The sequence below is a fragment of the Paenibacillus agaridevorans genome, assembly GCF_003112455.1.
In the GTDB taxonomy this organism is placed as follows: domain Bacteria; phylum Bacillota; class Bacilli; order Paenibacillales; family Paenibacillaceae; genus Pristimantibacillus; species Pristimantibacillus agaridevorans.
This window is the reverse complement of the sequence record NZ_BDQX01000390.1, coordinates 26,131-39,720: the sequence shown is the minus strand read 5'-3', so window position 1 is coordinate 39,720 and position 13,590 is coordinate 26,131. Positions and strand designations below refer to the sequence as shown.

Below are 13,590 nucleotides of genomic sequence, written 5' to 3'. Positions count from 1 at the left end.
AACGGCTGGCGGCGGTGGCGGTGCAAGCCGTCGTGCCGGAAGGATCGACGCTGCAAATCCAGGCGTTGGATGCGAGTCAGAACGTGCTAGCTCAGACGGAAGGCTGGCTGCTTGATATGGGAGCGGTCGCAGACGGCGCAGCAAAAAAAGTGGTAATCAGCATGACAGGCGGTGCCCGCACGCGCTCGCCGGAAATTCAGGCGGCGTATTTGCTGGCCGGCCGCTCGGCCTCGGATACATCGAAGCCGGACGAGGTGCTGATCGGGCCCGATACGGGCACGATCAAGGAGACGAAGGAGACGCTGAATAACGGTATCGGCAACTTCGTTTGGCTGCCGAAGCGAGGCTATTTGGCCACCGACGGCTGGCAGGGCAATTCGAAAATTGATATTTTGGCGTCCGCGTCGCAGTTGCAGGCAAGTGGCACAGGTTTTATGGTCAGCCAGCGCAGAGGGCTTGGAGACATCCCGCGCCCCGCGAAGGTGACGGAAGGTTGGGTGCAGGACACGACGCCGGATATTTTCACCGAGGAAGAGGTCGGAGTGCTGCAATCCATTGGAGGAAATTACTTCCTGGGGCTGCATGCTGAGGAGATGGACATCTCCATGGTACAAGGAGCGCTGCGGCAGGAGACGCGCGAAGACATGGGCGACCTGTACAACTTCGCCACGGATGCGGCAGGCCGAGCGAAGTATGAAGCGGAGATCGGACTATATGCCGATCGTTATCGGAGTTGGGGCGCCGAGGCGCTGGTCAACAGCGCGCTGACGTACCAGCATGCGACGTATCGGGCGGGAGCCGACTGGGTAATCGGCCAGTTGCAGGAGCATATGGTCAGCGGAGGCGTTCAGCTTGCTTATCTTCGCGGGGCCTCGTATCAGTTCGACAAGCCGTTCGGCACATGGCTGTCGCTGTGGTATGACCATAAAGTGCCAACCGAAGACCCGCAAATGATCCAGTATCAGAATCAGTGGGGCATCGGGAACATGAATACCGGCTACAGCGTTAACGAGATGAGGCGTTCGCTGTTCCTCGCCTACTATTCGGGCTCCCGGATGCTGGTTCCGCAGGACGGTATTACAGTATTCACCGACAAAGGCAGGGACGGCGACTGGCAGCCGTCACTGTGGGCGCAGGAGGTCAAGGCGTTCCATGCGTATGCTAACAACCACGAGGCTGGCAGCCCGGCGAAGCGCGTCGCCATCATGACCGACCTGAACAACGGCTTTACGCCGTCCACGCTGTGGCAGGGCTGGCCAAGCTGGACGAATCCTCCTTACGACAAAGGCAATCCGATCGGCCAGCGCTGGGGCCTGTTGCCTGCCGAGCGGCCGGAGGAGGCGCAGCGTGAGACGATGAAGCTGCTGTACCCCGGCTCCGAGAATAGCGGAGGGCTTTTCAAATATCCAGGTGTGTTTACCTCTACGCCATACGGTCCGGTCGATGTGTTGGCATCTGATATTGCGCCGGAGAAGCTGGCCGAATACGACGGCGTAGTGCTGATGGGCAGATTCCAGGGAGATCAGGGGCTGTTCGACAAACTGAAGGACTATGTCGAGGACGGGGGATGGCTGTACACCAACGCCAGTCAGTTCGCGTCGTACGGCCTGGAGACTGATTTCTGGGGCGGAAGCTATAATACCGCGCAGACGAGCAACTCGTCGGCCACTACAATGCTTGTGAGCGAGCTTTCATCGGTCGTGACGACAGATACGCTACCGCAAGGACAGAGCTACGCGTATGCATCCATGTCGGTGACAGCCCCCTCGGCTGCCGTTATCGCGAAGGCGGCAGGCGGCGATCCCGTCACCGTCAGGAATATATACGGCAGCGGCAAGGTGTTTCTGTCGCTGACCGATTACGACTTGAACAGCAACGCGTTCCCGGGGGCGACTATGCTGCCGTCGTCCGCCCGCATGATCGGGGCTTTTACGGCTCGGCTCAACAGCGCGGAGGTGGTTGTCGGCGGAGCGGAAGGGCTGGAATATTTGCCATTCCGTCAAGCTGACGGCAAGCCGGGCATCGTACTGGTGAATCACCGCAGCGATGTTTCCTTGAGCGTATCGCTGCGCTGGCCGGGTGCGGCCTCGGCCAAAGCGCGCGACATCGTGTCGGAGACCGATTATACGTTGCAGGTGTCGGGATCGGATCGCTTGCTGCCATCGTTCGCGTTGGCTCCCGGACAGGTTGCGGTGCTGGAACTGGACTGAATTGCGACACTAGGAGGCATATTGATGCAAGAGAAAACATCTGTTATCGTCGTAACCGACATGTATCATCCGGCGCAAGATCCCGGCGACAACTTTGACATTCTGACCGCATATTCTCTGCCGGAAATTGACCTGTTGGCCGTCATACTGGATGTGACCGAGAAATTCCGTTCGCCCTATGCGAACGACAACAATCCGATGTTTCGCGACATGCGCGGCCTGGGACGTGACCCTGGTATCGTGCCGATGTCGCAACTCAATTATATTTACAACCGCAAGGTACCCTTCGCGCCGGGACCGTTCGCGCCGATGAAAAGGCCGGACGATACGATGGAGGATACGCCGGCGTACGGACAAGGCGGCATCTGTCTGATGCTGGAGACGCTGCGCCGAGCGGCAGGACAGGTGGAGGTTCTGTCCTTCGGCTCCGCCCGCACAATCGCGGCTGCTTACAATCGCGAGCCGGACCTGATGTTAGAGAAGGTGCGTCGGGTGCATCTGTCCGCGGGCGCCTCGGACCCCGGCTTTTTGGAATGGAACGTGCTGCTGGACCCTAATGCGATCAGATGCCTGTTGGACAGCCGGCTGCCCGTCGCGCTGTACCCCTGCGCCACCGGAGATGGACCGTTTGCGTATGGCCGACACAATTCGTTTTGGCTGCTGCCTAATCTTTCCTTCGTACGGGATATGCAACCGCGTCTGCGGCGGTATCTCACTTTTGCTTTCCTGCACGAGAGCCGGATGGACTTTCTACGCGCCGTGGAAGAGGAAGCAACGTCGGAGCAGCTCGCAGAGCTGGACGGCATAAGCCACAATGTATGGGAAACGGCGATCTGGGCCGAGGTATCTGGACGTGCCCTTGTACGCCGTGCAGACGGCAGCTTCCGTCTACTGCCTCGGACGTTATGTATGCATGGTGATACGGTGCTGCCGGGGGAGCTTGTGCCATGTACGGCTATTGTGTATGACAACGGGGCTTATGAAGTAAAGCTGAACGGGAAGGCGCGGGGCAGCCTGCCGCAGCGCTGGTTGTACGAACGCGGCGATCCCCATGAGAACGAAGCGGCGTTGCGCGAGGCGTTGCCTGCATTGTACCGCTCGTTTGATATTTGCTCTCTTAAAGAGTAAACGGTGAAAGCCAAGGCAAGTGTGCCAGAGGAAAAAAGCAGTCCATTTTCTACTGAAGATGGCTGCTTTTTTGTGTTTGCCAGATCTGAAGCAACCCTCCGGACAAAGAGGATTATTGGCAAGATTTGTAGAATGGTTAGTTATCGTGAGGGGGAAGCCGCTTTGAAATTCGTTTATTCGATTCGAACCATTTTGATTGCGGGTTTTTTGGCGGTCATGCTGCCTACCCTTTTGTTCATGATGATTAATCACTTCTATTCCAGAGATATCGTTCGCGACAAGGTAACGGAGACGTACAGCAATACGCTGGATATCTTCGTCGGGCAGACGGACGACAATTTGGATGAAATTACGAACTACCTTCTTAAGATGTCCATTCTGGACGTGGATGTCGGCATGTTAATGTCGTTCCCGACAAACGACGATATGTATACGCTTACGAAGATTCGGATCGATACCAAGCTGAAGCGGGACGTCGACATCTATAATGTCATTGACAGCGTGTTCTTGTATCACGAACAGGACATTATTATGGGCACGAACAGCGAATACAATAATATGAAGGATATTATACAGACGCATATGGGCGAGCGCACAGCCAGTTCGGCATCCATAACGGACGACGTTAGCCGGAGATGGGAGGTTCGGTTCGATCAGAGAATGCCGGGGGGATTTTTCCTGCTGAATAGCATTGAGGTCAACGCCGGACTTCATGTCGGAGCGCTGATTCGCTTGAAGGACATTAACGAAAGTCTCCTCACCCAATGGAGCGACGGTGTCATTGGCGATACGGGGATATGGCTGCGGGAAGAGGATCGTCTCAAAAACCGGCTTACGGAAAATGAACCTCCTGTAGATGCCGGGGCTACACGGATTACGAATGTTTCCTATCAGACGCTGAGCAGTAGCGATAACGGAAAGTCCTATCTCGTCATGAACCGGCCCAGCCGGGTTGTTCCCGTCGCTTATCAAGTGATTGTTCCCGAGCAGGCGCTGCTGAAGGAACTGAGCTTTTTCCGCAATGTCGCGTTATTCGCTCCGATTGGTCTGGTTCTGATTTTGTCCCTGTATTTGATTTTCATACGCAAAATGTTGTTTAAGCCGCTTCAGGAGCTGATCTTCGGGATGCGGAAAATCTCGCTGGGCATGCTGGATGTCCGTCTCAAGCGGGGCAAGACGATCGAATTCGAGTTTCTGGGCGAAACCTTTAACAAGATGGCGGAGCAGATCAAGACGCTTAAGATCGACGTATACGAGGAGCAGCTCCGCGTCAAACAAGGGGAGCTTCGGCAGCTCCAAAGCCAGATTAACCCGCATTTTTATATGAACAGCTTAAACATTATTTATAACCTGGCCGCTCTTAACGATACGGAATCCGTAAAAAAGATGTCGCTTCACCTGGCCGACTACTTCCGGTTTATTATGCGTACCAACTCGGACACCATTACGATCCGGGAGGAACTGTCGCATATCGGCAACTATATTACGATCCAGCAGATCCGATTTCCCGATAAGCTGGCCTGCGCTATTGAAGCGGATGAAGAAGTAACCAAACTGCCGATTCCGGCGCTCACGCTGCAGCCTTTCGTAGAGAATGCGATCATACACGGCTTCAAGAACAGGCGGAAAACCTTCCATATTTCGATTACTGCGGCAACAAGCGAAAGAGAGGGTCAACCCGCATTGACGCTGACGGTTGCCGATAACGGTACAGGGTACGATGAGGCGGTGTTAGAACAGCTCAGGCAGAAACGGTATGTGCCTCAAGGCGATTCCGGAGGACTTGGCATTATGAATGTGATCGACCGGTTGTCGATTCTTTACGGAGACCGCTGTTCAATCGAATTCTACAATAGCGCCGACGGCGGCGCCGTGGTCACGATCAGCATTCCGTTGCAAGGGGGAGGAGCTTAAACGATGTATAATTTGTTGATCGTGGATGACGAGGATATAGCGATTCGCGGGATTCGCCATGGCATCGACTGGAGCGATACGGAAATTGCGGAGCTCTTTGTCGCATATGACGCGGAAGAAGCCAAAGAGATGATGCAGGAGCATCGGATCGATATCTTGTTATCGGACATCGATATGCCCGGCGACAACGGCATTGAATTGCTTCGATGGGTAAATGGGAATAAGCCGGATACCGTGACGTTGTTCCTGACAGGCCATGCGGATTTTGTTTATGCTCAGCAAGCGGTGCATCTCGACTGCTTCGATTATTTGCTCAAGCCGATTGATCATGCCCAGTTAAAACAATGTATCGCGGCCGCCGCGATGAAGGTAAAGGAGCAGCGCCAGCTCGTCGAGATCAAGGAAACGTTTGCGATGGTATCCGAGCAGTGGAGACAGCAGCGGCCCGCCATGGTCGAGCGGTTTTGGCAGGATTATCTGCATGATCGCGTATCGGCCCATCCAAGCAGGCTGGAGCCGATTCTGGGAACCTACGACATCCCGCTGCAAGGAGACAGTCTCATCCGTATAATCGTCGTCAGCATCGAGCAATGGCGCGAGGAATGGTCGGCGAGAGACGAAGCGATTATGACTTATGCGGTCAAGAAGGCAGCCGAGGAGCTGCTGCTGGAGGGACGTGCCGGGACCGTCGTACAGGAACCGAACGGCATGCTCTACGTCATCGACTACCACCCTCATTCCGAAGAAGAATCCGGGCTGGAGTCGCGTTGTCTGCATCTGATCCAGCAATGCCTCACGCTGCTGCATTGTCAGCTGTCTTGTTACGCCGGCTCGCCGGTCTTGCTGCAGGAAGCGAGGGCGGAAGCGCAGAGGCTGCTGGAGCAGGAGAAAAACAATGTCAGCCAAGGAGGCACCGTATGGCTCCATGCCGAACCGGGCAAAAGCAAAAGCATTAACACCGCGTTTGAATTCCCGTTCGCGGATTGGGGTTCCTTGCTTTCGCTAGGCAAACGAACGGAGCTTGCGTATCGAGTGGATGAGTGTTTCGACCGGCTGCTGGAGCGCAAGGCGAACTATACGGAACTTGCTTCGTATTATTTTGGTTTCATGCATATGCTGTTCGGCTGGTTAAACGAGAGAACCTTGCAGGCATCCGACGTATACCCCGCGAACGAGTGGGAGGACGGTGCGGCCGCGCTCAAATCGTTGTCCAAGCTGCGGGCATGGACCCACCGGATTTGCGCGATGACTGCTGACTACTCGTCGAAGAATGGCAAGACGGTATCCAGCGCTGTGGAGAAGGTCCAGCAACATATGAAGGAGCATCTACACGAGGATTTCAGCCGTGAGCAGGCCGCTGAGCTTGTTTATCTGAATCCGGCTTATCTCTCCCGGCTGTTCCGCAAGGAAACGGGACTGACGTTAACCGACTATCTGGTGGAGCTCAGAATGGCCAAGGCGAAGACGGAGCTGGCGAATACGAACAACCGGATCAGCGATATCGCCGTATCGGTCGGATACTCCAACTTCTCGCATTTCTCTCAGGCTTACAAACGCGTCACGGGACTTACCCCTCAGGAATACCGGAAAAAGTTTCAAAACATTTAAAGCTCCCGAAAAATGGTAAAAGTTCTTTTTGAACAACCTCTTATAATGAGAGTTCAAAAAGTTCGGTTTTCAGCACCGAGAAGATGGGACGAAAGTAGAAACTGAGGAGCGGAGCGTAGTGGAAGCTACGTGAGCACCTGCAATGTTTCCAGAGGAAACATACTTCGAAAGCATACGCTTAGTTTCGCTTGCGTTCCATATTCGATGTCGAGTATGCTTCTTGGCCTACTTCGTGATCAAAAGCGGACTTTTTGAACAACCTTAATAGTCACAGCGCCGACAATGCGGTCATTACGCCGACAGATGCCGGCGTTTTTTTTATTTACACTAAAGAAGTAGCAAGCGAGAAACAGGAGGAGGGAAGGCGATGGACATTCTTTACGGCAAATTTCAGAAGAGCGTCTTCCGCAAATACTGGATGTTCTATCTGATGATGCTGCCCGGAATCGCCATATTGGTCGTCAATAACTACATTCCGATGTTCGGCATTCTGATCGCGTTCAAGAACATCAATTACACCGACGGCATTCTTGGAAGCCCTTGGACGGGCTTACGGAACTTCGAATATTTGTTCAAAACGAAGGATGCCTGGATCATTACAAGAAACACGCTGCTCTATAATGGAAGCTTCATCGTGCTGAATCTGATCGTGCCGCTTGCGTTCGCCCTAATGCTGAACGAGATGAGAAGCCGCTTTCTGGCGAAGTTGCATCAAACTATCATGTTCCTGCCTTACTTCCTGTCGATGGTCGTGGTCAGTTATCTGGCGTTCGCCTTTATGAGCGACGAACATGGATTTCTGAATACGACGCTTCTGCCGATGCTGGGACTGGACGAGGTGAAGTGGTATTTCACCAAGGAGGTGTGGCCGTACGTATTGCCGCTGGTCAACACGTGGAAGTGGGTCGGCTACTATACGGTTATCTACATGGCGGCGATCATCGGCATAGATGAGGAATATTACGAAGCCGCGACCATCGACGGAGCCAGCAAGTGGAAGCAAATGACGCGAATCACGATCCCGCTTATTACGCCGGTTATCGTCATCATGACGCTGCTCCAGATCGGCCGAATCTTTAACGCCGACTTCGGTCTCTTCTTCCAGGTGCCAAGGGAATCCGGCGTATTGTTCCCGGTGACGAACGTCATCGATACCTATGTCTATCGAACATTCCTGACTGTAGGCGATATCGGATTGTCCTCGGCCGCGGGGCTGTTGCAATCGGTCGTCGGCTTCACGCTCGTGTTTTTGTCCAACTGGATCGTCCGGCGAATCAATAAGGATAACGCATTATTTTAGGAGGTGGTCAGCATGGAGTCAATAGTAGCGGAGAAAGCGCCAAGCGCCTCCAATCCCCAAAACAAGTTATCGTTGCCGGCTTCGGCGGGCATCCATCTCTTCTTCATTCTTTATTCCCTGTTTTGCATCATCCCGGTCATTCTGATCATTATGGTATCCATCAGCGATGAGTCGACCGTTGTTCGCGAAGGATACCAGTTCTTCCCGTCGAAGTTCGACATGGGCGCGTATGAGTTCCTGTTCAAGGATGCCAGGCAAATTATTCGTTCGTACGGCATCTCCATCTTCGTGACGGTCTTCGGCACGTTATCAAGCTTAATCATTATGGCCCTGTACGCATACCCCATCTCTCGGAGCGACTTTCCGCATGCGAAGCCCTTTACCTTCTTCGTTTTTTTCACTATGTTGTTCGGCGGCGGTCTTGTTCCGTGGTATCTCGTCTACGTGCAAATGCTGGAGCTGAAAGACAACATTATGGCGCTTATTTTGCCTCTTGTCATCTCGGCCTTTTTCGTCCTGATCATGCGCACCTTCTTTATCACAACCATCCCGTCGGCGGTGCTGGAATCGGCCAAGATCGACGGCGCTGGCGAGCTAACCATCTTTATGAGAATCGTCCTGCCGTTATCGCTGCCCGTGCTAGCCACCGTGGCCTTGTTCCAGACGTTGACGTATTGGAACGACTGGTTTCTCAGCCTGGTGTTCATTACGAAGGATGCCAATATTACCGTGCAATATCTGATGTACAAAACGATGCTGAACATTCAATTCCTTGCGAACAACAGCACAGCGGCTGCTGCGATTCAAGCAGCGGGCGGGACGTTCCGGTTTCCGAGCGAAACGGTGCGGATGGCCATGGTCATCATCGGCGTCGGCCCTATTATTTTCGCTTACCCGTTCTTCCAAAAGTACTTTGTGAAAGGGCTGACGGTCGGCGCGGTCAAGGGATAATCCCGCAGTTATGTCTTATAGCATTGGCTTGAGCTAGCTGACGCTAGTTAAGCATAAATTCATTATTTCATTCGGGAGGTCATAACCATGACAAAGAAAAGTCGAGGAAAATGGGTATCGCTGCTCTTGCTCTCCATGATAACGGTATTAAGCGTATCGGCATGCTCGGGCAATAGCGGCAGCGGCAAGGAAACGGCAGCGACGAATAAACCGGAGCAGAGCGCGGCGACCGGCGGGGAAGCAACCGAGGCGCCGGACGAGCTGAAGCCGCACAAATTGACTCTGGTCTACCCGGGTACGCCGCAGACGGACGAAGCCGTCGTGGAGGAAGCGCTGAACAAGCTGCTGACGGCAAAGATCAACGCCACAATCGACCTCATGCCGATCGACTGGGGCGCATGGGACGACAAAGTCAATCTGATGATCGCGGGCCGCGACGTCATCGACATCTATTTCACCGCACAATGGAACGGTCACGCGAACAACGTTTCCAAAGGCGCGTTCATCCCGCTTAATGATCTCATCGATCAATATGGCCAAGGGATCAAGGAAACGCTGGATCCCGCTTTCCTGGAAGGAGCCAAAATCAACGGCAAAAACTACGGCGTCCCCACCAATAAGGAGCTGGCTTCCGCCGGAGGCATCGTCTACCGCAAAGACGTGACCGACGAACTTGGCATCGACATGAGCGCGGTGAAGGAGCCTAAGGACCTTGACGCGGTATACGCGGTCGTGAAGGAGAAACGTCCCGACCTTGTGCCTTTATACACGAACGGCGCGGTCTTCAACGCCCACTACTTCGGAAACTACGATTTTCTGGGAGACTCGACTATTCCGGGGGCCCTGCTTAAGGACGAAAACGGCACGACTGTAGCGCCTGTCGAGGACTCCGCCCGTTATCAGGATTATTTGAAGCTGGCGCGCGACTTTTACGTGAAAGGTTACATTAACGCAGATGCGGCCACGACCCAGGTAGCGCCACAGGATGCCTGGAATGCGGGCAAAGTGTTCTCGACGATAGAGCCGATGAAACCGGGCAAGGATGCGGAAATTGCCAGCGCTGCAGGTATTCCGGGCAAAACGGCGCAAATCATCATGACATCAAAGACAGTGGCGACTTCCGAGACGGCAGGCTCCATGCTGGGAATTTCCTCGACATCGACGAATCCGGAGCGGGCCATGATGTTGATCAACCTGCTGCATACGGACAAAGAAATCAATAACCTTCTGAACTTTGGCATCGAAGGCGTCCATTATACGAAGAACGGCGAAATCATATCGCCAACCGGTAAAACGGCCGATTACTCCCCGGGCTCCGCGTGGATGTTCGGCAGCCAATTCCTCAACTACGTATGGGATACCGAAGCCCCCGACAAGTGGGAGCAATTCAAAGCGTTTAATGAAGGAGCGATCTCCTCGCCCGCGCTCGGCTTCGTCTTCGACAGCGAGCCGGTCAAATCCGAAGTCGGCGCCCTTGCGAACGTTATCCGCCAGTTCCAGAAAGCCGTAGAGACGGGTTCCGTCGAACCGGAGCAAGGATTAAAGGAATATCGTCAAGCGCTCAAGGACGCCGGCATCGACAAGGTCATAGCCGAGAAGCAGAAGCAATTCGACGACTTCCTGGCAAGCAAGTAGCGAGTTGATCGTGTGCAACGAAAAACCTCGATTGTGCGTAAATGCGCAGTCGAGGTTTTTTTGTGTGCGCATGGCAGCCCACCGACTACGGAGTGAAAGTTGGGAAGGAGGAAGCGACATTGGATGGTGAGAGGAAACCCGTGTCCCATCTGACTCGGCGAGTGCCGAGAGGCTATTTTTTATTGAAATCGATTGCAGTTTCGGTTAAGATTAACTTACCAAGAAAATATTGTAAGACCGCGTTCGGATAAAAATGAAAGCGCTTAACTTTATCTGCATGGCAACAAACGACTACTTTATATCCGAAGGGTGGTTTCGTATTCATGTGGCTCGCAGGGCTGAAACCCAGAAAATATCTTAGCCATATATTTATTTCGATTGCTTTATCGTCTATATTGGCGGTCGTTATTTTTTCGTTGATCATTTACTTTAATGCTACTCGCATTTTTCAGGAAAAGGAATACAGCTCCAGCGCCAAATCGCTTGCCCAGGTGAAATACAATTTAAATCAGATGGATAGCTCGATCAAAAGTTTAAGCAATTACCTGTTCTTAAACAATGAGATAAGAGCGATTATGTACAGCAAGGAACCATTTGGCGATATGGTGGAATTAATTCTAAATGTTAATCGGCTGACAGGAGTGATTTTATCTTCCAACAATTTTATCGATTCGGTCAGTATCTACAACAGCTATATCAACGAGTTTTTTTATATCGGGAGACCCCTTTATTTTGAAGATACGGTGTTGCAAGAAACGATTAATGCCAATCAACCTATTCCAAGACTGAAGCCTGTATTTCGGAAGATCGAGAATGTCGGAGGCAAACCGGAAAGGCTCGAAAATGTGATTACTTATTATATGTACGATAATACAGACGGACACAACCATGTGGACGGTTCTATTATATTAAATGTCAAGTACAGTTGGTTTATGGACAACGTGAACATGATCAATATGACGGACAAATCTTTGAACGATCAAGTATTTATTTTGGATGATAAGCAGCGATTTATAGATAACGAATCATCTGCTGCTTCCGATTTTAAAAGCTCGTTAAAAACAGCATATTTGAACCACGTCAATCATTCCGCCGATGGAAAAAATCAAGGTTTTTTTGAAAGTAAATTGGACGGCACCAACTACTTTGTTACATACGTATTCGCAGATCACATTGGATTTACTTTATTAAAAATAGAACAGAGTTCAGTCGTTTATAAACATATCCATACGTTAAGAACAACTGTTATTTGGGTGACCATTATGTTTCTTGTGTTGATTTTGTTGGCATCGGCAGTTGTGTCGAAAAGTACGTATCGACCGATTTCCAATTTGCTTAAACATTTTATCAGCACAGGCGGCCAATCAGCCAATGAAGCCAGTCTGAAGGATGAAATCTCCTATATCGGGAATTCCTATAAACAATCGCTAACTAACCTGGAAGCCTTAAAACAAGAGAAGGATCAATACAGAAACAGGATGAGAGAGTTTTGGATAAAAAAGCTTCTTATTGGAAGTTATAATCTATCGGAACACGAATATGGGGAATTAACCGCAGATAAAAGCATTATGGAGCTGCTGGACGGCGATATTTATATTTGTGTCATCAAAATCGACCATTACAACAAGTTTCGGACAACCTACAATGATAAATACCGGAAATTGCTCAAATTTGCGATCCTTAATATTTCGACCGAGATGCTTTCAGGCCCATTTGCAGTTGATGGCGCCGATATGGACGACGATAATGTGACATTGATCATTGGCGCGAGACCAGATACGCCTGATGCATTGGATACAATCGTTGATGGTTTAAAGCAGGCGCAAGCCAATACCCGGCAATATTACAATCTTTCGTTTACAGCATCGGTGAGTGAAAAAACGACCAATATTATCGAAATATCGAAGGTTTACAACAATGCTCTGGCTCATTCCGTATACAGGTTTGTACGCGGCCGGATGTCAGTCATAACACAGGGAGAAAGAAACGTGGATGATGGAAATCCTTTTTTGTTCGATTACCCCACCGTTCTTGAAGATAAAATGATGGAGATTATCAAGCTGGGCAAGTCCGATGATTTCGAAGCAAATTTGCAAAAGTTTTTCCACGTCATTGAACCTCTTGAATACGACCATATTATTATATCGCTGATCCGATTAACCGACCGCCTGAAGCGAACGCTTGATGTGGTTTCGGCCTCCAAGATTGAACCGGTCATTTTTGATTTTTCGAAGATTTCCCGAGAGCTGCTTGAACTTGAAACCATTGAAGACGGTTACCAGCTGATTGTTGAATCTGTGAAGGAAATTATAGACAAGGATGGCGATGACGCCCTTCAGGCGAGAAACTCCGCAATTATTACATCGGTAACGGATTTTATTGCCGGAAATTATTATGAACCGAATCTGAGCCAGGATCAGCTTGCTGCCCAGATGAAAATTTCATCAAGGCGTTTGAGCAGAATTTTCAGGGATGGCATGCAGTTGTCCATACCGGAGTATATCAACGAGGTTCGGCTTAATAAAGCGACGGAATGGCTGGAAAAGACGGAATTGAGTATTCATCAGGTTATTTCAAAAATTGGAATCGAAAATGAAACGTATTTCTATGCCATTTTTAAGAAGAAATTTGGAGTTACTCCAAGAGAGTACGCCTTGCAAAAAAAGATGCATTCGGGGAAATCCGCGCGATAACCGTTTAACGGCACGTTTTCTTGCGAAACGTGCCGTTTTTGTGCTTTTGACAACGTCCCGATTATGCCGCATAAACGTCTTGGCCGAACCCACCTGACCCAAATCGGAGAAATCGACACAAAAACAGAGTATTAAAATGTACCTTTTGCCC

At 51.2% G+C, this 13,590-nt stretch carries 8 protein-coding genes; all 8 read left to right on the top strand.

The genetic code is table 11. The features are described 5' to 3' along the window. A partial coding sequence (locus PAT3040_RS37615; protein ID WP_181376920.1) for a hypothetical protein occupies positions 1-2,210 on the top strand: 2,210 nt, incomplete at its 5' end. 24 nt (positions 2,211-2,234) lie between these two features. Continuing rightward, complete coding sequence (locus tag PAT3040_RS29820; protein ID WP_108995543.1) at positions 2,235-3,338, top strand: hypothetical protein; 1,104 nt, start codon at positions 2,235-2,237, stop codon at positions 3,336-3,338. 162 nt (positions 3,339-3,500) lie between these two features. Continuing rightward, entirely contained in the window at positions 3,501-5,252 is a 1,752-nt protein-coding gene (locus tag PAT3040_RS29815; protein WP_108995542.1) for a sensor histidine kinase, read from the top strand. A gap of 3 nt (positions 5,253-5,255) precedes the next feature. Further along, a complete protein-coding gene (locus tag PAT3040_RS29810) occupies positions 5,256-6,860 on the top strand; it encodes a helix-turn-helix domain-containing protein (RefSeq protein WP_108995541.1) in 1,605 nt (534 codons plus the stop codon). A gap of 367 nt (positions 6,861-7,227) precedes the next feature. Continuing rightward, positions 7,228-8,160 (top strand): ABC transporter permease, encoded by a 933-nt coding sequence (locus PAT3040_RS29805; protein WP_108995540.1) that lies wholly within the window; start codon positions 7,228-7,230, stop codon positions 8,158-8,160. 12 nt (positions 8,161-8,172) lie between these two features. Next, on the top strand, positions 8,173-9,111 hold the full coding sequence (locus PAT3040_RS29800; protein ID WP_108995539.1) for a carbohydrate ABC transporter permease: 939 nt from the start codon (positions 8,173-8,175) through the stop codon (positions 9,109-9,111). Positions 9,112-9,198: 87 nt separating this feature from the next. Beyond that, entirely contained in the window at positions 9,199-10,746 is a 1,548-nt protein-coding gene (locus PAT3040_RS29795) for an ABC transporter substrate-binding protein (RefSeq protein WP_108995538.1), read from the top strand. A gap of 323 nt (positions 10,747-11,069) precedes the next feature. Beyond that, the gene (locus PAT3040_RS29790) at positions 11,070-13,439 is read left to right on the top strand and encodes a helix-turn-helix transcriptional regulator (protein ID WP_108995537.1); all 2,370 of its coding nucleotides are present in this window, start codon (positions 11,070-11,072) and stop codon (positions 13,437-13,439) included. Positions 13,440-13,590: the final 151 nt, after the last annotated feature.